The following is a 20,599-nucleotide window of genomic DNA, read 5'->3' as shown; positions in this document are numbered from 1 at the left end:
TCTCGCCCGGCTTACGAGCGCTCGCTGCCGAGCTGCGGGCCCTCGGCCGACTCGACCACGACGCGCTGCTCGCGGCGCAGCGTCATCTTGAGGATCGCGGGCAGCAGGAACATCGTCATCAGCGTCGACGCGCCGATGCCGAACACCACCGTGGTGGCCAGCGGGCGCTGCACCTCGGAGCCGGCGCCGGTGGCCAGGGCCATCGGCAGGAAGCCGAGCGCCGCGACCGCGCCGGTGGTGAGCACCGCGCGCATCGTGTGCACCGCGCCCTTGACCAGCGCCTCGTCGAACGGGTGGCCCTCGTCGATCGCGTGGCGGACGTCGTTGGCCATGACCACCCCGTTGAGCACCGCCACGCCGGCGAGGGCGATGAAGCCGACCGCCGCCGGGATGCTGAACGCCATGTCGCGGATGATGAGGCCGACGAGCCCGCCGATGAGCGCGAACGGCACGATCGCGAACACCGCCGTCGCGTAGCGGATGTCGCCGAAGTTCCAGAGCAGCATGCCGAAGATCAGCAGCAGGCAGATCGGCACGACCACCGCGAGGCGCTTCGACGCGCGCTCGAAGTTCTCGAACTGACCCGCCCACTCGACCTTGTAGCCCGGCGTGATCTGGACCTTCGCGGCCACCGCCGCCTGGGCGTCGTTGACCCACGACAGCAGGTCGCGGCCGCGCAGGTTGACCTCGACGCGGACCACGCGGATCCGGTTCTTGCGCCGGATCTGCGCCGGGCCCTCGGCCTCGACGATCGTCGCCACCTCGGACAGCGGCACGCGGTGGCCGTCGACCGTCTCGACGAACAGGTCGCCGAGCGCCTCCGGCACCGGCGCGCGCGGCGGGATCAGGAGGCGCGCGTCGAACCGGCGGATGCCCTCGTAGACCAGGCCGAAGGTCTTGCCGACGCGGGCGGTCTCGATCGCCAGCAGCGCGTCCTGCATGCTGACGCCGTAGCGGGCCAGGCGGCCGCGGTCGGGCCGCACGGTCAGCTCGGGCATGCCGAGCACCTGTTCGACGCGGAGGTCGCCGGTGCCCTCGATCGGCCGGACCGCGTCGGCGATCTGGTCGGCGATGTTCTTGAGCTCGAGCAGCTCGTTGCCGGCGACCACGATCTGGATGTCGGCGCGCGAGCCGCTGATGATCTCGTTGTTGCGGTCCTCGATCGGCTGCGACACCGCGACGAAGGTGCCTGGCACCTGCGACTCGATGTCGTTCTTGAGGATCACGCTGAGCTCGTCGAGGTCGTGCGCGGTCGTCCACTGGTCCTTGGGGAGCAGCGGGATCGTGATCTCCGTGCGGTCCTTGCCGACCGGCTCGATCGCCACCTCGGCGCGACCGGTCATCGTCAGCGTCTTGAGGATCTCCGGGTACTTCAGGAGGAGCTCCTGCGTCTGGTAGTCGAGCCGCTTGGCCTCCTCGAGGTTGATCGACGGCGGGCGGCGGATGCTGACGACCATGTCGCCCTCGTCGATGCGCGGCACGAAGTCGGCGCCCTTCTCCTTGAAGATGTAGCCGGAGACGAGCAGCGCCGCGGTCGCGCCGAGGATCAGCGGCCAGCGCAGCCGGACCGCGTGCGGCACCGCCCGCTTGTAGCCGCGCGCGATCGGGTTGAGCCAGCGCGCGCCCTCCTTCTTGAGCGGCGGCACGAACAGCGCCAGCAGCGCCGGCAGGAACACCACCGAGTAGATGAGCGCGCCGAGCAGCGCGAACGCCATGGTGGTGGCCATCGGCTTGAACAGTCGCCCCTCGACCCCCTCGAGGCTGAGCAGCGGGATGTACACCAGCATGATGATCGCCACCGCGAACGCGACCGGGCGCATCACCGTCCCGATCGACGTGGTGTAGGCCTGGGCCCGCTCCTCGCGGGACATCTGCTGGCCGACGAAGGTGGCGATCAGCGCCTCGAGCACGACGATCGGGCCGTCGACGAGGAAGCCGAAGTCGATCGCGCCGAGCGACATCAGGTCGCCGGCGATGCCGGCGTAGTGCATGCCGAACAGCGCCACCGACATCGAGGCCGGGATGCCGAGCACGCACACGAGCGCGCCGCGGACCGTGCCGAGGAACAGCACCAGGACGACGAACACGACCAGGGCGCCCTCGGCGAGGTTCTTCAGCACCGTCGCCAGCGTGCGCTCGACGAAGTTCGCGCGGTCGTAGACCGCCTCGATCTGCACGCCCGCCGGCAGGTCGGCCTGGATCTCCGCCACCCGGTCCTTGACCGCGTAGATGACGTCGCGGCTGTTCGACCCCAGCAGCATCATGATGATGCCGGCGACCGCCTCGTCCTCGCCGTTGAAGGTGACGACGCCGTGGCGCAGGGCCGAGCCGTCGCGCACCTCGGCGACGTGGCGGACCAGCACCGGCTGGCCGTCCGAGACCTTGAGGACGACGTTGCCGATGTCATCGATGCTGGTGAACGTGCCGACGGCGCGCAGCGTGAAGCTCTCGGCCGTGCGGTCGATGTAGCCGCCGGACACGATCGCGTTCGAGCCGGTCAGCGTGTCGCTGAGCTCGCGGATCGTCATCCCGTAGGCGGCGAGGCGGTCGGGCTGGACGATGACCTGGTACTGCTTCAGCTCGCCGCCGATCGAGTTGACCTCGATGACGCCGGGCACTCCGCGCAGGCGCGGCACGATCTCCCACTCGAGCATCGTGCGCAGCTGCTTGCGGGTGTGGACCGGCGAGCGGACCACGAACTGGAAGATCTCGCCGAGGCCGGTCGACAGCGGCGCCAGGATCGGCGTGTTGATCGTCGCGGGCAGGTCGCCGCGCGCCTGCATCATGCGTTCGAACACCAGCTGGCGCGCGAACCACGGGTCGGTGCCGTCGCGGAAGACGACGGTGATCGACGAGATGTCGGCGCGCGAGACGGAGCGCAGCTCGTCGAGCCCGGGCACCCCGTTGAGGGCGTTCTCCATCGGGAAGGTGACGTTGCGCTCGACCTCGAGGGCCGACATGCCCGGCGCCTCGGTGATGACCGTGACCTGGATCGTCGAGATGTCGGGGAGCGCGTCGATCGGCAGGTTCTTCGCCGCGATCGCGCCGGCCACCAGCAGCGCGGCGAGCAGGCCTGCCATCAGGTAGCGCAGGCGGATGGAGATATCGATGAGTGCGCCCAGCATTGGAGTGCCTGTCGCCTCTCGCTAGCGGAACAGCTCGGACTTGAGGGCGAACACACCCTCGGTGACGATGCGCTCGCCCGGCTCGAGACCTTTCTTGATCTCGACCAGGTCGGGGCCCTGCGCGCCGATCTCGATCGTGCGCGGCATGACGGACCGCTCGCCGACCTCGACGAACACCGTCGGCTTGCCGTCGACCTGCACCATCGCCTTGCGCGGGATCGCCAGCGCCTGCTTGCGCGCCGCGCCCGGCCGGATCCTCGCGTTGACCGCCTGGCCCACGCGCAGCTTGCCGGCCTCGTTCGGGACCACCACGCGCACCTCGGCGCTGCGGGTCACCGGGTCGAGCACCGTGCTGACGAACGTCACCGTGCCGGTGAGCACCTCGTCGGGCGTCACCTGCGAGGAGATCTCGACCGAGTCGCCGACCCGGATGTTGACCACCTCGCCCTCGAAAACGCTCAGGCGCACCCACAGAGTGCTGCGATCGGCGATTGTGAACGCCGTGTAACTTGGTTCGACCGCCTGACCGCGGAACACTCGCACGCGGACCACGTCGCCCTCGATCGGCGCGGTCAGCGACATGACCCCGAGCGCCGCCTTGTCGGACGTCCCGCCGCCGAGGGCCTGGACGCGCTGTTTGGCGGCCCGCAGCTCGGCGCTGGCGACCGAGACCTCGGCGCTGGCCAGGTCGGCCGCGCGCTGCGAGGCGATGCCCTCCTGCAGCAGCCGTCGCTTGCGCTCCTTGTCGCGCTCCGCCAGCTCGGCCTTGGCGACCACCGCGGAGATCTCCGCCTGGGCCTTGCCGAGCTCCGCGCTGTCGAGCGTGGCGAGCACGTCGCCCATCTCGACCTTCGTGCCCTCGATGACCTTGACCTCCTTGACGCGCCCGGAGATGCGCGAGCCGACCTCGGCGATCCGCAGCTCGTCGAACTCGAGCACGCCGGTCACGTGGACCACCGGCGACACCTCGGTCATCTCGACCGTGCCGGTCTGCAGCGCGGCCTTCTCGGCGAACACCTCGGGCAGCTTGATCACGCCGTCTTCGAAGTACGGCAGCTCGGGCGGCTTGGCGGCGGCGTCGGCCTCGGAGGCCTCGCCGTGGTTGCAACCGAGCGGGGTCGCCACCGCGAACACGAACAACAGCACGAAGTAGCGCCGCGCGTGGTCGAGGAGGGACAGCCAGCGCGAGGCTCGACCGGGGCTTGGGGAATTGCTCATCGGGGACACGTCCTGGGAGTCTTTAAATTGCCCGCCCCCGCCGTGCTGGTGAGTGGCGCAGGGCCCGGCCGGCGGAATTCGCATCTCCTCCGTAAATGGCCCTGGGATGGCGTTTCAGACATCATTGCTTACATTACGGAGACTTCATGTCAAGGTTTCACCGGCCCCCAGCGGCCTCCTGGCGTGTTTAAACTCTCGAGCCGAACAAGGATCTTGGCAACCTTGAACCCCGCGTGTAAGAGTCCGCGGGCTTGACAGCGCGCGACGAACTCGTCCGCACTCCGATTCGCATGCCACGCCGCACAGCTCTCTCACGGACCTCGACGATGATCACGCTGGTCGTGGCCACGGCCTCGGCATCGCTCGCGGCTCCGGCCGGAGCCGCGCCCGCGCGCCCGACCAGGCCAGCCGACCAGCCGACGCCGCTGCTCGCGCCGCCCTCCGAACCGGCGCATCAGACGATCCCAGAACCCGTCGTCGCCGGCGCCCAGGTCCTCCCCCTCGACACGATCCTGAAGCACGCCGAAGAGAACGCGATGCCGGTCCGCACCGCGCGCACGCGCCTCGAGCTCGGCGACGCCGCGGTCACCGGAGCCAAGCCGCTGCTGCCCGACAACCCGCAGCTGTACGTCGGCATGGGCGCGCGCATGAATCCGATGTACCCGGACGACACGCAGTTCGAGCTCCAGGCCACGCTGCAACAGCCGATCGAGATCGGCCGCGAGCGCAGCCTCCGCATCAAGGCCGGCCGCGAGTACCGCGAGTACCTCGACAAGGAGCTCGCGCAGGTCCGCTGGACCACGCACGCGCAGGTCCACTACGCCTACAACACCGCGCTGATCGCCAAGGAGCGCGCACGCACCGCCGCGCGCACGCAGCAATTCGCCGAGCGCCTCCTCGACATCGCCAGCCGGCGCCAGCAGGCCGGCGAGATCTCACGCCTGCGCGTGCGCGTCGCCGAGGGCGAGCTCGCCCGCGCCCGTCAGGCCAAGCTGGCCGCCGACCTCAATTTCCGCCTCGCGTGCATCCACCTCGCGGAGATGGCCGGCTGGCCTTCGGGACAGATGATCGCTCCGGCCGGCGAGCTCGGCGACCCGATCAAGGTCCGCGACCCCGAGGACCTGATCGCCAACGTGCAGAAGGACCACCCGGCGCTGAAGGCCCGCGAGGCCCAGGTCGAGCTCGGCGAGGCCCGCGCCAAGTCGGCCCGCCGCGATCGCCTGCCCGAGCCGTGGATCGGCGTCTACGCCGGCCGCGAGCGCGAGCCGGGCCTGATGCCGGCGAACACCCCGGCCTCGCGGATCGTGCTCGGCATGATCACGATCCCGCTGCCCTTCTTTAAACGCAACCAGCTGGCGCGGGCCCAGACCAAGGCCGAGCTGAGCGTCGCCAACACCGAGCTCGAGGTCACCCGCTACCAGCTCGCGCTCAACGCCCGCCGGGCCGTCGACGCCATCAACACCGCGGCCGAGCGCGTGCGCACCTACTCGCGCGAGGTCGTGCCGCGCTTCGAGGAGAACCTGCAGCTGCTGCAGCGGGCCTTCGAGCTCGGCGAGGTCGACATCATCGAGGTGTTCGTCGCCCGCGAGAACTTCCTGCGGATCCAGACCGAGGCGCTCGACGCCTACGGCACCTACTTCGACGCCATGTACACGCTCGAGACGATCATCGGCCAGGAGGCGACCACCCTCGCCGCCGCCGGCCCGACGCGCTCGACGCCGCCGCCGACGACTCCGCGCTGACCTGTCCCTCGAGACAGAGCCGCGCGAACGCCAGCGCCGAAGAGGGTCGCGGGTCCGGAGAGGCGGGGCCCGCAGAGGCTCGAGTGGAGGCTATCCTTCCGCAGAGCGAGCGCGCGTCCGGGGAGGCGGGGCCCGGAGAGACTCGAGAGGGCGGACGAGGGGCCGTGCGACGCGAGACCTGCCATGCCTTGTCCGCAGTGAACCCTCTCAAAGCGCCCCAAACCCCGGCCCTCCCGTTTCCTGGCCCGGACCGCGTTTCAAGGGGGTGAAGTTGCGCCCGCCCATGCCCTTCTCAGCCCGATCCTGCTTGGCAACTGCTCTTGGTGGCAACGGTCCGGCAACGGAGGTCGCGCCGCGCGACTCGGTCGATACCCCCTGGCCACCGCGCGCGAGTTGCTCGACAGCGGTGGCGACGACGGCTGTCCGTCGACCTTCTCGACATGATCGGCGGGGGCACGGCGCGAAACGGCGGTTGTGGAGCCGGCACGTGTAATGAAACCAGAGCCACTGGACGTCGCCGTGGACCCGTGCACTCGCGCTGCTGCTCGGCGGCGACGACCGGGCTGACTGACGCGCACGGCGAGCCGCGCGCGTGCGAGACGATGCTGGTGCTGCTCAACACCCGCTTCGCATGGGACTCCTCCGTTGCGCCTCTGGGAGCTGGCGGAGGAGCCGTCATCCCGCGAGCGGAGGCGTCGTCGCACCGCGACGTGGGCCGCAAGCTCCTTCGTCGCCTCGGGCGCGAGGCCACCACGTCACGCTCGCCGGTCATCCACCCGCGGCAGCCATCGCCGACGCGCGTGTCACGACGCGGTCCGTCGACATCGCGCCGGGCGGAGCATCTCGGAATAGACAGGATAAAAACTGACACCCGACGGCCGGCACCGCAGGCGAGAGGGGTTTACAACCCCCACATCAATCGTTTGATCTTTCGTAAAGCTTCGCCTACGCTGTCTTTCGATTGACCAATTTTCGAATCTGGTCAATCCATGAGGTTGCCATGGAGCCAGTCAATGTTTTGCCGCTGGCAGCGCAGACCGCGAGCCTCGACCAGGTCGGGGGCAAGGGGGTGTCGCTGGCCCGGATGGCGATCGCCGGGCTGCCGGTCCCGGACGGCTTTCACCTGACGACGGCGGCCTATCGCCGGTTCGTCGCGGAGACCGGGCTCGCGGCGGTGATCGAGGCCCACGCGGGCGAGGCGGCCGGCGACGACGCCGACGCGCTCGCGCGGGCCTCGGCGGCGATCGCCGCCCGGTTCGCCGCGGCGCCGCTACCGGACGAACTCGCCGCGGCGCTGCGCCGGGCCTACGCGGCGCTCGGCGGGGGCGCGGTCGCGGTGCGCTCGTCCGCGACCGCCGAGGACTTGCCCGAGCTGTCGTTCGCCGGCCAGCAGGAGACCGTGCTCGGCGTCCGCGGCGACGCGGCGCTCCTGGCCGCCGTGCGGCGCTGCTGGGCCTCGCTGTGGAGCGCGCGGGCGATCGCGTACCGCCGTCACATGGGCGTCGACGCCGGCGCGATCGCCATGGCGGTCGTCGTCCAGCGCCTGCTGCCGGCCGACGTCTCCGGCGTGCTGTTCACCGCCGACCCGACGACCGGCGCGCGCGACCGACTGCTCGTCAACGCGAGCTTCGGCCTCGGCGAGGCGGTCGTCGCTGGCGAGGTCGCGCCGGACACCTACGTGCTCGCCCGCGAGACCGGCGAGACCCGCGAGGTCGTGCTCGGCGCCAAGACAGTGATGGTCGTCCCCGACGCCCAGGGCACCGCCGTCCGCGCGGTGCCCGAGGCGCGGCGCGGCGAACCGGCGCTCGCGCCCGACCAACGCGCCGCGCTCGCCGCGTTGGCCCTGCGCGTCGAGGCGCTGTTCGGACATGTCCCTCAGGACATCGAGTGGGCGCTCGTCGACGGGCAGCCGTGGCTCCTGCAGGCGCGCCCGATCACCCACCTGCCGCCGCCGCCGCTCGGCGAGGTCGACTGGGCGCCGCCGATCCCCGGCTCGGCGTGGATCCGGCGGCAAGTCGTCGAGCACATGCCCGAGCCGGTGTCGCCGCTGTTCGAGGACCTCTACCTCGGTGAGGCGCTCGAGCGCGGCGCGGCGGCGATGCAGGCGGCGATGGGCGTGCCGCGGCGGATCGCCACCGGGCTGATCGAGCCCCCGCCGTTTGCGACCGTGCACGGCTTCGCGTACATGCGCGCTGACATGAAGCTGCGCCTGTGGATGATCCCGCTGGTACTGCTGGCGATCGGCGTCGGCGTCACGAAGATGCTGCGCAACGCCGGCGTCCGCTACTGGCGCGACGACGGCCTGCCGACCTACCGCGCGGCGATCGCCCGCTGGCAGGCGCTCGACGTCGCCACCGCCGCCGACACGATGCTGCTGGAGGGCGTGCGGGAGCTCGCCCTCGCCGACGCGCGCTACTGGTACGCCTGCACGCTCGCCGTCGGGACGGCGAAGTCGACCGAGGACATCCTGACGCGGTTCCTCGGACTCGTCGCCCGCCGCAAGGACCTGCAGGGCAGCGCATTTCTCCGCGGCTTTCCGTCGCGGACGCTCGAGGCGCAGGCGGAGCTCGAGGCGATCGCGGCGCGCGTGCGCGGCTCGGACGCGCTGCGCCGGCTGTTCGCCGCGACGCCGCCGCAACGCCTGCTCGCCGCGCTCGCGCGCGACCCCGAGGGCCGCCCGGTCGCTGACGCGATCGCGGCCTACCTCGCGCGCCACGGCCACCAGATCTACAACCTCGACTTCGCCGCGCCGACCCAGCTCGACGAGCCGCTGCCGGTCCTCGTCAGCCTGCGGGACATGTCCCAGGGGCCAGGAGACGACCCGCATGCGCGCCTCGGCGCGCTCGCGCGCGCCCGCGACGCGCTCACCGAGGAGGTCGCCCGCGCGCTGGGACCCATCCGCCGCCGCCTGTTCCGCCGGGTCCTTGGTATGGCCCAGCGCTTCGCCCCGCACCGCGAGGAGGCGCTGTTCCACGTCGGCGCCGCGTGGCCGCTGCTGCGCCGGCTCGCGCTCGAGCTCGGCCGCCGGCTCGCGGATGTCGGGTCGCTCGCGGCCGCCGACGACGTGTTCTTCCTGACGCGGGCCGAGCTCGCCGACGCGAGCGCCGCGCAGGCGCGAGGCGAGCCGCGGCCGGAGCTTCTCCGCCTCGCCCGGGAGCGCCGCACGCTGCGAGCCGCGCGCAAGCGGCTGCATCCGCCGGCGGCGGTGCCGGTCGACTTCTCGTTCAAACTTGGGCCGATCGACGTGTCGGACCGCGAGACGCAGCGGCGCAACGCCGACGTCGGCAACACACTGCGCGGGTTCGCCGTCAGCCCCGGGCAGGCGACCGCGCCGGCGTGCGTGATCGTCTCGCCGGCCGAGTTCGGCGGGATGCGGCCGGGGGCGGTGCTCGTGTGCGCGACGACGACGCCGGCCTGGACCCCGCTGTTCGCCCGGGCGAGCGCGCTCGTGACTGATATCGGCGGGGTCCTCGCGCACGGCTCGATCGTCGCCCGCGAGTACGGCATCCCAGCGGTCATGGGCACCGGCAACGGGACGCGGAGGATCTCCTCAGGGCAGCGCGTCACGGTCGACGGCGACGCGGGCGTCGTGACGCTTCACGAGCCGCCGGCCGCCGACGACAGCAGCGAGGGCGCCGGCCGATGAGCAACGCGACCGAGGCAGGCCTTACGCCGCTGGAGCAGACGCGCCGGCGCCGGGCCGTGCGGATCCTCGACGCCGCCGCCGATTTGCTGCTGCGCCGCGGCTATCAGCACGTGACGATCGAGGACATCGCCCAGCAGGCGGAGATCGGCAAGGGCACGATCTACCTCCAATGGAAGACCAAGGAGGCGTTGTTTGCCGCGCTGATGCAGCGCGAGGCGGTGGCGATGTGGCGCGCGCTGCTCCAGCGCACGCGCGCCCGGCCGGAGGAGGTGCTGTTTCATCGGACGCTGCGGTCGATGCTCGAGATCCAGGCCGGGGCGCCGATCGCCCGCGCGATGTTCACCGAGGACCGCGACCTGCTCGGCAAGCTGCTGCGGAGCGGCGCGACCGCGCAGTTGCGCGCGCAGCAGCAGGACTTCCAGCGCCAGATGCTGATCTGGATGCGCGAGCAGGGGCTCTTGCGTACCGACCTCGACCTCGACGCGCAGGGCCACGCGATCCGGGCGACCGTGAAGGGCTTTCTGCTCGCGGAGAGCCAGCTCGGCGCGTTCAAGCCGCCGCTGCACGTCCGCGCCGACGCGCTGGCGTACACGATCCGCCGCGCATTCGAGCCCGACGAGTTGCCGACCGGCGCCGCGCTCGCGGCGAGCGCCGCGCGAATGATCGAGATCATGGAGCGCCTGTGCGTAGCCTTCGAGCGGGCGATCTACGGGCCGGCCGACGGTGACGCGGCGAGCAGCGGCCGCGGGTGAGCTCGACGAACTCGCCGCCAGCACGAGAAGATCGAGGAATCGCCGATCGAGGTGATGAACGCGGGCCCTGACATGCCCCTGGACACCAACAAGTCCGAGGCGGGTCGTGCGAAGAATCGCCGTCTCGAGTTCACTCTCATCGACCATTGAGACTGCATCGCGCCTCTCATCAGCCCTTCGCCGCTGCGGCAGCGTGCTCGAATCCACGCGCTCGAGCACGGCAGTGGTAGGCGGCCGAACAAGTCGGAACCCTTCGGCTTGTCTCGGTGGCCGAGCGGCCGCCGGCCCCCGAGCTTGCCCCGGCGGCCAGTCCAGGCCGGCCTCAGGGGCCCCGTCACCGCGTGAGCACGGGCGATCGTCAGGTGGGGGCCAGTGTCGCCGATCCTGTCGCGTCGCAGGCTGTTTGGGACCTCGCTAGCGGACGGCCAACCCGCGGTGAGACGCGACAGCGAGCGTCTCCCAACCCTCATCAGGACCTGGCTTTGCGGCAGCACGTGAGCGCGGACCGCTTCGTCGCAGGCGCCGAATCGCCCGAAAAACCCGCGAGCGCAACGGCTCCGAGTGGCGCCTTCGGTCCGTGAGGACTTGGAGGCGCTGGCTCGGAGTGGGCGCGCCTCGTGCTTCGGGCAAAGCTGGTGTTGCTCGCTGCCGAGGGGCACTCGAACCAGGAGATTGCGCGGAGATTGGGCTGCCACGTGGACACGGTGAGGGTGTGGCGTGGGCGCTTCGCGCGTGATGGGCGAGTCGTGACGCTCGAGGATCGTCCCCGAAGCGGACGGCCTCCTCGGGTGTCGCCGGTGACGCGCTGCAAGCTCATCAAGCTCGCCTGTGACAAGCCTGCCAGGCGGCCAGCAGAGCCGTTCGACGTGGACATATGCGACGTTGGCGATGCGCCTGCTTCATGAGACAGGTATCAAGCTCGGCGTGTCCGAGGTGGAGCGCGGGCCGCAACGCGTCACCGCACGTCGCGAGCGCGAAAGGCCAGTCCCCCCGCCGCCAGCAACCCGGCGGCCACGAGGGCCAGCGCGAGTGGGTGCAGCGGATTCGGCGCGAGCATCGGGTGCGTGTACGCCAGCGGATTGAGCCACGGTCGCCCGATCACGCCGGCCTCCCATAGCGACACCTGCATGGCGAACAGCCCCAGCAGACACCACGCGGCGGCCGCCGCCGGACGCGGCGTGCGGCCGAATAGGAGCATCGCCAGGCTGGCCAGCACCCAGGTCGCCGGCACATGGACCAGCGCCGCCCCGACGCCGTGCGCGAGGCGATCGGGTCGACCGGTGGCAAGCGCGTCGGTGAGGCCGACTGCGACGCCGATGACCAGGGCGAGGACCACGGGACCCCCGAGGGCGAACAGCGCATGGCTGCTCCACCAGCGGAGCCGGCTCGCGGGGGTTGCCAGGATCCAGGCGAGGTGGCCGGCCTCCTCCTCCGCGCGGCTCCGCAGCGCCGCCGCTATCGCGTGGCCGCTTACGAGGAAGGCGACGAGCACGTAGATCATCAGCGCGAGGAAGGCATCGCCGAGGCTGGCCTCGCGCAGGGGCGCTAGCCAGGCCGCCAGCGCGGGGCTCGACGACAGCAGGCCGGTGAAGCTGGCCGCCACCCACCCGAACGCCGCCCCTAGCAGCCCGAGCATGACCGCGACGCCGACCAGCAGCCCACGCTGAAGTCGCCAGGCCAGCCCGATCACGCCGCCGAGACTCGCTGGTGCCGTGGCGGCGCCCGACGCCGTCGGCAACAAGCCCGCGCCGAGGTCACGACGGGCCGACAGGGCGAACGCGAGCGCCATCAAGCCGGCGACGGCCGCGGCGAACAGCGTGACGATCCACCACTGCTCGCCCGCGTAGGGCCGCACCTCTCCGGCCCACCCGATCGGCGTGAGCCACACGAGCCGCGCCAGCGCGCCGTCGACCGGGCCGGCGTGGCCGATCATGCGGAGCGCCCAAGCGACGGCCAGCGCGAGGAGTGCCAGCCGGCGCGCCGCGCTGGCGCTGGCGCCGATCTGGGCCGCCACGGCCGCCACACCGGCGAACAGCGCCCCCGAGGCGGCGACGACCAGCGCCAGCGCCACGCTACCCTCGACCGCGAAATTGCAGAGGCCGATCAACAGCGTGGCCAACCCGACGCCGATGATGAGGTCGACCCCGACCACCACGGCGAGCGCCGCCGCGAGCGGGGCCTGGCGCCCGACCGCGCCCGCGCCGATCAGCTCGCGGCGGCCGGCGTCCTCGTCGGCGCGGGTGTGGCGGATGACGAGGAAGATCGCGCCGAGTGCGGCGGCGAAGAGGAGCTGAAGAAGCGACCGCCACGCCACCAGAGCCTCGCCGGTCGTGCCGTGGATCGGCCCGTGGAACGCCAAGACCAGCACGTTGCCGGCGGTGTCGCGCACGAACTCCTGGATCTGCGCGTCGGTGGCGAGGAGGCGGCGGAGGGCCGCCGCGTTGAGCAGCGGGAACGCGACCGTGATGACGGCCCAGGTCGTCAGCGCGACGCGGCTGCGGCGGAGCGCGAGGCGGATCAGCGCGCCGGTGCCGGTGAACTCGCTCATGGCTGCGCCTCCGTCGCGTGATCGGGGCGATAGTGGCGGAGGAAGATCTGCTCGAGGGTTGGCGGCTGGACAGCGATGCTGCGGATGCCGAGCGGCGCCAGGCGACGGAACAGCGGGTCGAACGCGTCAGCCTCGACCTCGCAGCGGAGCCGGAGACCGTCGACCTGCAGCGCGTGGGCGCCGGGCAGCGTCTCCGACCAGGCCAGCGGCGCGCTGAGCTCGACCTCGACGGTCGTCCGTGTGAGGTGCCGGAGTTGGTCGAGCGCGCCCGTCTCGACGATCCGCCCGGCGCGGATGATGCTCACCCGCGCGCAGGTCGCTTCGACCTCCGAGAGGATGTGGCTCGACAGCAGGACCGTTCGGCCGGCGCGTCGCGCCTCGTCGATGCACTCGCGGAACACCTCCTCCATCAGCGGGTCGAGCCCGGAGGTCGGCTCGTCGAGCAGCAACAGCTCGACGTCGGCCACGAACGCGGCGATGAGCGCGACCTTCTGTCGGTTGCCCTTCGAGTAGGTACCCGCGAGCCGCCGCGGATCGAGCCCGAAGCGCTCGATCAGCTCGGCGCGCCGCCGCGGATCGAAGCCGCCACGCAGGCGGCCGAGCAGGTCGATGACCTCGCCGCCCGACAGGTCGGGCCACAGCGTGACGTCGCCGGGCACGTACGCCAGGCGGCGGTGCAGCGCGGGCGCCTCGCGCCACGGGTCGCCGCCGAGCAGCCGCACCTCGCCGGCGTCGGCCCGCACGAGCCCGAGCAGGACCCGGAACGTGGTCGACTTGCCGGCCCCGTTGGGCCCGAGGAACCCATGGACCTCGCCTGCGGGCACCACCAGGTCTAGGCCGTCGAGCGCCAGGACCGGGCCGAATCGCTTCATGAGACCGCGGGTGTGGATCGCGTCCGTCATGGTGTTCTCCTCTTCTTCGTCAGATTTTCGCGGTGCTCGGCCAGGGCGCGGCGGATGTTCGCGCCTGTCTCCGAGGACAGGTAATCACTCATCGCCGTGTACACGTCGAGCATCGCCTCGCTGACCACGTGCGCCTGGCCGGGCGCCAGCGGATCGACGCCGAGCCAGCGGACCAAGTGGGCGTGCAGCACGAGCGTGCCGAGGTGCATCGCCGCCATTGTCCCCGCGCGCTCGTGGGTGACGGCCGCGCCGGCGGGGAAGCGCTCCGGCCAACTCTTGTTCAGCCACTGGGCCGCCATCTCGGCCCCGCGATCGAACAGCGTGGCTACACCGGGCGAGTCGTCGACCAGCGCACGGGCGATGTAGCGGACGCCGCGTTCGCTGGCCGCGTACATGCTCGCTAGCAAGTCGCCGCTCGTGATCTCGCCGTCGATGCCGCGCTGGGCGTGGGCCGTGATCGCCTCGAGCACGTGGGCGTCGCACGCCTCGCGGATCCCGTCCTTCGACCCGAAGTGGTGCTGCACTAGTCCCGCGGACACTCCGGCCCGCGCGGCGATGTCTCGAATCGACGCGCCGTGCACGCCGCGCTCCGCGAACAGCTCGAGCGCTGCGTCGCGGATGCGGGCGCGCGCGGTCCGATCGTCCGGCTCAGGCGGTTCTCGTCGGCGAGTTGAACGCACGTATTGGATACTATACGATCGTATTGCCAAGCGCAAGTCGAGGCCCTGACCGTGCCACGGGAGGTCGTTCAGTCTGTATCGGCGGCCGGGCGGCCCCGGATCGCCCGCGGGGCGAGCGGAGCGCCGTCCGTGTCGCCAGCCCCCGCTGCGCGGCACTCACAACGGCCGCTCGGTGAGGGCTGGTTCTGTTGCCCCCGTGCTACTGCTGTGATCGCGGCCTCGATGGACGCTCCGGATGACGCCGCGTTCAGGGCGGCGGTCGGTCGTGCGACGGTGCGGCCTCCGCGATCACCTCGCCGAGCAGCTCCGCCGCGCGCTGTGCGTGCTCGGGCTCGGTCAACAGCGACATGTGATGGCTGGCCTCGACGAACACGTGCCGGCCGCGCGTGGACAGTCTCGCTATCTCGGAATGCAGTTGCTGGCCGCGCTCCAGGATTTCCTGGCTCATCCCCTCCATCGGCTTGCTCGAACTGATGACGACGACGGGACGGGCTCCGAGCGAGTCATTGGTCCGGACGGCGCGCATCGTCGCGTCCCAGGCGCCGAACTCGGCGGCCGAGCTCGAGAGGTGGCGCGCCGCGGAGTTGAACATGCAGGCGGCGCGGTAGTCGTCAGCGGGCAGGCCGACGTGCAGGCGTCCGAGCGGGTTGGTCAGCCGCATCAGGCCGAAGTGCGACAACTTCGCGGCGACCGCGAGGATCTTGGTGACGCGCTCGTGAGCCGCGCGGGCCTCGGGTGGGAAGCGCTCGAGCTGATCGGGGTGTGAGGGGTCGACAAAGCCGAGCCCGACGACGGCGTCGGGGTAGCGCGAGGCGAAGATCCGGATCAGTGCGCCGCCCAGCGAGTGGCCCACCAGCACGTACGGCCCGGGCTCGCCCGCAGCCGCGAGGAGCGCCCGGAGCCGCGTGACCGCGGCGATGCCATCGTGGGAGGCAGCGTCCTCACTCCAGCCGAGGCCGGCGCGGTCGTAAGAACAGACGCGGACGCGTTCGGCCAGGAGCGGCTGCACCCGCGCCCACACCTGCGCGAACCCGAAGGCACCCGCCTCGAGGACGACTGTCGGCGCGCCCGCGCCCGTGCAGTGGATATGCATCGCCGCGCCGTCGACCGCGACCATGCGGCCGGGCGGCGCCAGGGCGCGTCGATCGAGCGCCTGCCCGATCTGCTGGTAGGCGGCGCCGACCAGAGCCAGTGCCACGAGCACCGCGAGCACGCCGAGGCCGAGCTTGCGGAGCCACTTCCCGATGGTCCTGAGTGTCCCGTTCATGCACCTTCCTCCTGATTTCGACGGCCGGTGACTCCGATTCCGAGGAGCTCGAGCATGAGAGCGCAGCGTGTTCGGCTCGTTCTTCTTAGTGGTCGCGCTGCCGGGAAGCTGCGCGCGCTCCGCAACGTGTGATCAGCGCTTCTCGGCATGCACGAACCGCTCGAGCTCCGACACCGACAGGTCGCGGCGGGATGGCTCAATGAACCGCGTCATGTACTCGCGGCTGCCGACTTGCTCGCGCTCGGCCCAGCCGTATTCACCGAGCAGGCCGCCCACGTCCTCCGGCGCGATGCCGAAGTGCCACACGTCGTACTTGAGCTTCATATCCTGGTAAAGAGCCTCCGCGCCGTAGAAGTTGGTCCCGGCGAGGAAGTCTGCGCGAACGTACGTGAAGATCAGCTGGCTGCCCACGGCGGCCCGTGAGAGGGCGCGGAGAGTGCTGCGAAAGCCGTCCTCGGTAAGGTACTGGGTGACAGCCTCCCACACCACCATGAGCGGCCGTTCGAAGCGGAGGCCGCTGTTTTCGAGAGCGGTAGCGAGGTCGTCGGTCTGGAAGTCAACCGGCACCAGCGCCACGCGCTCGGGCTCCGCGCCGAAGATGTCGCGCAGACGTTCGCGCTTGTACGCGATGTTCACCGGCAGGTCGACCTCGAACGCCGCGGCGCCGGCCGGAACGCCCAGCCGGTACGCCCGCGTATCGAGGCCGGCGCCGAGGATGACGACCTGATCGATTCCGGCGGCGATCGCCTCTGCGACCTTGTCGTCGGCGTAGCGCTTTCGACAGAGGACCGACCCCCACATGCCCGGCGCCTTTTTCTCGGCGGCGCGAATGAGCCCGTAGCGAATAAAGCTCCACTTGCACAGGCGCACGCCGAACCTCATGCCCGGCGGCAGAAAGCGAACGGCGAGCTCGTCGCGGACGATGCGCTGCGCCTCGGGGTAGGACTGCTCGGCAGCCGCGATCACCATCGGGCCGAACGCGGTCTGAGCTGCGTCGGGTCGCTTCGCCATGGTTATCTCCTTCGGGCACGCGCCGCGGAGGGCGGCGCTACGTCCGCAAACACTCTTTCGATCCACTTGAAGACTTCGTATGCAGTGCGGGCCCGGGCCGCGCGCTTCGGCGACGCGCCGACCAGCTCGACGCCGGCCTGGACGATCTCGCCGAGCGCCCGCAGCGAGGCGACCTGCCGCAGCACGACCTTCTCCCATGCGTCGTCGTCGACCCGGTAGTACACGGTCCGGCTCCCCGGCCGGGTAACCTGGGAAACGAAGCCGACAGAGCCCAGCAGACGCAGGTTCGTGGTCAGCGAGGCACGGCTGGCGCCGATCGCTTCGGCGATCTCGCCGGCCGACTGCTCGGGGGGGTCGCAGATCGTCAGCCAGCCTAGGCAACGGCCGGCGATCATCGGCAGACCGTCCTGATCGGCGCAATACTTCGCGATCCGCTCGACCCACTGCAGCTCGGCTTCGTGTCTCGATGTACTCCGTCGCGTCATCTTCAGCTCGCGTTGATGTGCTAGCCATTTCAGCATGAGCTGAAATGGCTAGCAACATCAGAATAGGTAGATGTGTGCAACACGCGCCACACCGTGCAGCATGCGCGCTCGTGCTTGTCTCGACGGCCGGCCGGCCGCCGGCTGCCGAGCTTGGCGCGGCGGTCTGTCGGGGCTGGCGTAAAGGCCTGATGCGCGACGGTGCGATCTCCCGGTTGTCTCGAAAATTCGTCTCGATTTCGTCGCGAATTTGGCTCTTTTCGAGACATCCCACCGTAAACGGGCCCGCAGGGGTGTCTAACTCCGCCTGTACACGATTTCACCAATATCTATTCTGATCGCCATTTGAATCGAGAGCTAGCCCCGGAAAATCTGCGTTCTGACTGAAACAACATTCCAGATCCGACAGCCGGGTCCACCGCCAACGGCCCGCCGAGCTTGTCGGCGCGTTCAGGCACCCGCGCCGAGCCCGGGCCTCGGTCACAGCAGCCAGCACCCACGGCGGGACCCGAGGCCGAGGACAGTTCCGCCGTCCGCCGAGAGCGTCGAGCGACGGTCCCTCCGCTGAAGGAGCTCGTCGACGCTGCGCGCGATAGCTCCGTGGCGCTTTGAGATCGGCGAGCTCCGCGGCAACATGTCGGACGTGGGACTCCACTCCAGCACCGAAGACATCGATAGAGCGATCGTGCCGCGAATTCGGTCGCGGCGCATCCTTGGGGTGACGGCTGCCCTCAGCGCTGTCTTGCTCGCGTGTCAGCGTCCGGCTCCGTCGGCAGAGGAGCGACCAGACGAGGCTGATCGTGCGGAGGTACGCGACCCGCAGGCGAGCACGCGTGCGGCCGACGAGATCCGCGACCTGCTGCTGGAGGAGCGCATCGAGGCCGCGCGAGCTCGCGTGGACGTGCACGTCGCGGCTTTTCCCGACGACGTCCGGCTGCGCTGGCTCGCGGCCGTGGCCGCGCTCGCGGACAGCGACCTTCAGGCGCTCGCGGTGCACCGCGCGACGCTCCCCGACGGATCCGGGTGGGCGCTCCTGCTGCGCGCGCAGGAGCGCTCGGGCATGCTCCCGCGGCAAGAGACGGCCGCGCTGATCGCGGACGCCCGCAGACAGCTCGGCGATCACCCCGACGCGGTTTGGCTGCATGCGCAGGTGCTGGCGATGCAGAGCGACGAGAGCGGGCTCGCTGCGCTCGCGGCGATCCCCGGTCTGCCGGACAGCGTGCGGGACTTCGTGCACGCGAAGCACGTCGGACTCGCGCTCTTCCGCCTCCAGGCCGCGCCGCCGCCGATGCGACCGAGCCTCGAGCATGTGCAGGAGCTCGTGGCCCACGCCGAGCGGACCGCGCCCTCGGGCACGCTCGCCGTCGCCGCAGCGGCCGAGGGATGGCTGGGCCTCGACCGGGTCGACCTGGCACTCGAGCTCGTCGAGCGGGCGCGAGCGCGGCGTCCCGACGCGCTGGCCTTCACCGTTCTGCGCGCGCGGGCTCGCGTGCGGCAGGACGCCTCGCTGCGCGACGCGGTGGTTGGCGACCTCACGGCGCTCGCCGACGAGTACCGCGCCGATCCGGATGCGCTCGGGCGGCTCGTCGCCGGCCTGTTGTCGCTCGAGGCGGCCGAGGCCGCGCGAGCCATCCAGGACGACGTGCGCCGGCGCCTCCCCGGTGCGCGTGCGGTCGAGCGCTGGGACTTCGACGCGGCGGCGGTGTTCGGCGCCGCGGGGGACTGCAGGCTGGCGAAGGCGAACGGCACGCTGCCCGCGGCGGACAAGCTGGCGCAGGCGCGCGCCCCCGTCGACGCCTTCTTTGATCGGCCGGGGATCCGCGACGCGTCGCTGCGCGCGGCGACGGCGGCCGCGCTCGTCGAGTTTCTGCAGTGCGAGCCGGAAGCGCCGCTGCAGCGGGTCGAGGCGGTGGCGCGCGCCGTGCTCGAGGCGCCCTTCATGCGGCTCGACGCCGTGGCGTCGGTGCTCGTGGCGAGCCGTGGTGGCGACCTTGAGCTCGCGCGTGCACTCGCCGAGCGCGCGGTCGCGCTGGCACGCGAGACGCCATTTGAGTTCGAGATTGTTCTTACACCCGACGAGCACGAGCAAAACCGACGGGCCGCGCAGGCGTACGCCCACTATGCCCGCGGGCTCGTGCACCTGCGCGCAGTACGGCTGGAGGAGGCACGGGCCGACATCTCGCGTGCACACGAGCTGCGGCCGACGCAGCCGGACATCGCGCTGCTCACCGCCGAACTGGCCGAGCGCGACGGCGACATCGGCCGCGCCGAGCAGATCCTCGCGCGCGCGATCGTAAGGGAGGGCGCGCGGGCACGGGCGTGCCAGGACCGGTTGCTCGAGCTCATGCGCGCACGCGGCGGGAAAGAGGTCGATCTCGATCGCACGATCGCGCGGCTCGACCGCGAGTGGAAGGACGAACGGATCGCAGAGGTGCTCGCCGCGCGGACCGCTGCGCCGAAGCCCCTCGCGCCGTTCGAGCTCGACCTGCGCGGCGGCGGCCGAATCACGAGCGACTCGCTGCGTGGGCGCGTCACCGTGGTGATAGCGACCGAACCATGGTGCGCCTCATGCAAGCTCGAGGCGCCTGAACTGGCGAAGCTGCAGCGACGCTACCGGGGACGCAAGGATGTGCAGTTCCTGGTCGTGTCCAGCGATCCCGACGGGATCGCGGCGCTGCACGAGGGCGCGGGGTTCCACACGGCGATTGCAAAGGACGATGGCTGGCGGCGTACCGTCGGCATCAACGCCTATCCGACCCACCTGTTCATCGATCCCGCCGGCCGCGAGGTCTTCCGTGAGTCCGGCAACTCCACCGAGATGCACTTTACCCACCCGGCGCTGATCGAGGCACTGAGGCGCGAGCGGTAGAATCGGCTCCACTGCAGGGCGCCGAGGTGGCATGTACGCCGGCATCTCCGCCACGTCGGCCTGTCTCGACGGCCGGGCGACCGCCGGCTGCGGAGCTTGGCCCCGTGGGCGTCCAGGCAGGCGCGAGAGACTCGATGTGCGATGGCGCGATCTCCGGGTTGTCTCGAAAACTGGTCCCGATTTTGTCGCGATTTGGGCAACTTCGAGACAATCCCTCGTAAACTGGCCCGTAGGAGGGTCTAGCTGGGGTTGTACACCACATCACCAAAATCCGCGAGGACGGCACGCTCGCCCGGGCAGACAGGCATCGTTGGTGGCGTAACGGGTCCACACGGGCCGCAGCGACCCCCTCGCGGG

At 70.9% G+C, this 20,599-nt stretch carries 13 protein-coding genes; 5 read left to right on the top strand and 8 right to left on the bottom strand.

The features are described 5' to 3' along the window. Positions 1–11: 11 nt before the first annotated feature. Positions 12–3,125, bottom strand: a complete 3,114-nt coding sequence (locus tag K7C98_RS01435) for an efflux RND transporter permease subunit (protein ID WP_224189665.1) — start codon at positions 3,123–3,125, stop codon at positions 12–14. Positions 3,126–3,146: 21 nt separating this feature from the next. After that, positions 3,147–4,343 carry an efflux RND transporter periplasmic adaptor subunit gene (locus K7C98_RS01430; protein ID WP_224189664.1) on the bottom strand — a complete coding sequence of 399 codons (1,197 nt, stop codon included), beginning with the start codon at positions 4,341–4,343 and terminating at the stop codon, positions 3,147–3,149. Positions 4,344–4,633: 290 nt separating this feature from the next. Between K7C98_RS01430 and K7C98_RS01425 the strand changes: the two genes are divergently transcribed. The 4 genes from K7C98_RS01425 to K7C98_RS44545 all read left to right on the top strand — a co-directional run bounded on the left by K7C98_RS01425 (position 4,634) and on the right by K7C98_RS44545 (position 11,388). Further along, a complete protein-coding gene (locus tag K7C98_RS01425; protein WP_224189663.1) occupies positions 4,634–6,085 on the top strand; it encodes a TolC family protein in 1,452 nt (483 codons plus the stop codon). 1,000 nt (positions 6,086–7,085) lie between these two features. Next, positions 7,086–9,731, top strand: a complete 2,646-nt coding sequence (locus K7C98_RS01420) for a PEP/pyruvate-binding domain-containing protein (protein ID WP_224189662.1) — start codon at positions 7,086–7,088, stop codon at positions 9,729–9,731. Next, a complete protein-coding gene (locus K7C98_RS01415; protein ID WP_224189661.1) occupies positions 9,728–10,483 on the top strand; it encodes a TetR/AcrR family transcriptional regulator in 756 nt (251 codons plus the stop codon). Before K7C98_RS01420 ends, K7C98_RS01415 begins: the two co-directional genes overlap by 4 nt. 617 nt (positions 10,484–11,100) lie before the next feature. Then, complete coding sequence (locus K7C98_RS44545; RefSeq protein ID WP_224189660.1) at positions 11,101–11,388, top strand: helix-turn-helix domain-containing protein; 288 nt, start codon at positions 11,101–11,103, stop codon at positions 11,386–11,388. 50 nt (positions 11,389–11,438) lie between these two features. On the opposite strand, the gene K7C98_RS01405 is transcribed toward K7C98_RS44545, so the two are convergent. The 6 genes from K7C98_RS01405 to K7C98_RS01380 form a co-directional block, all read right to left on the bottom strand. Beyond that, positions 11,439–13,031, bottom strand: a complete 1,593-nt coding sequence (locus tag K7C98_RS01405) for an ABC transporter permease (RefSeq protein ID WP_224189659.1) — start codon at positions 13,029–13,031, stop codon at positions 11,439–11,441. Then, complete coding sequence (locus K7C98_RS01400) at positions 13,028–13,933, bottom strand: ABC transporter ATP-binding protein (RefSeq protein ID WP_224189658.1); 906 nt, start codon at positions 13,931–13,933, stop codon at positions 13,028–13,030. Before K7C98_RS01400 ends, K7C98_RS01405 begins: the two co-directional genes overlap by 4 nt. Beyond that, entirely contained in the window at positions 13,930–14,613 is a 684-nt protein-coding gene (locus tag K7C98_RS44390; RefSeq protein WP_346660260.1) for a TetR/AcrR family transcriptional regulator, read from the bottom strand. Before K7C98_RS44390 ends, K7C98_RS01400 begins: the two co-directional genes overlap by 4 nt. Before the next feature lie 247 nt (positions 14,614–14,860). Continuing rightward, positions 14,861–15,826, bottom strand: coding sequence for an alpha/beta fold hydrolase (locus K7C98_RS01390; RefSeq protein ID WP_224189657.1), 966 nt, complete (start codon positions 15,824–15,826; stop codon positions 14,861–14,863). Positions 15,827–16,012: 186 nt separating this feature from the next. Beyond that, positions 16,013–16,891 carry a class I SAM-dependent methyltransferase gene (locus K7C98_RS01385; RefSeq protein ID WP_224189656.1) on the bottom strand — a complete coding sequence of 293 codons (879 nt, stop codon included), beginning with the start codon at positions 16,889–16,891 and terminating at the stop codon, positions 16,013–16,015. 2 nt (positions 16,892–16,893) lie between these two features. After that, positions 16,894–17,412, bottom strand: a complete 519-nt coding sequence (locus tag K7C98_RS01380) for a GbsR/MarR family transcriptional regulator (protein ID WP_224189655.1) — start codon at positions 17,410–17,412, stop codon at positions 16,894–16,896. A 604-nt stretch (positions 17,413–18,016) separates the two neighbouring features. On the opposite strand from K7C98_RS01380, the gene K7C98_RS44540 reads away from it, so the two are divergent. Beyond that, on the top strand, positions 18,017–20,242 hold the full coding sequence (locus tag K7C98_RS44540; RefSeq protein ID WP_224189654.1) for a redoxin domain-containing protein: 2,226 nt from the start codon (positions 18,017–18,019) through the stop codon (positions 20,240–20,242). Positions 20,243–20,599: the final 357 nt, after the last annotated feature.

Source organism: Nannocystis pusilla (assembly GCF_020073745.1).
Classification (GTDB): domain Bacteria; phylum Myxococcota_A; class Polyangia; order Nannocystales; family Nannocystaceae; genus Nannocystis; species Nannocystis radixulma.
The sequence above is the reverse complement of the archived record's forward strand: the minus strand, read 5'-3'. Positions and strand labels throughout refer to the sequence as shown.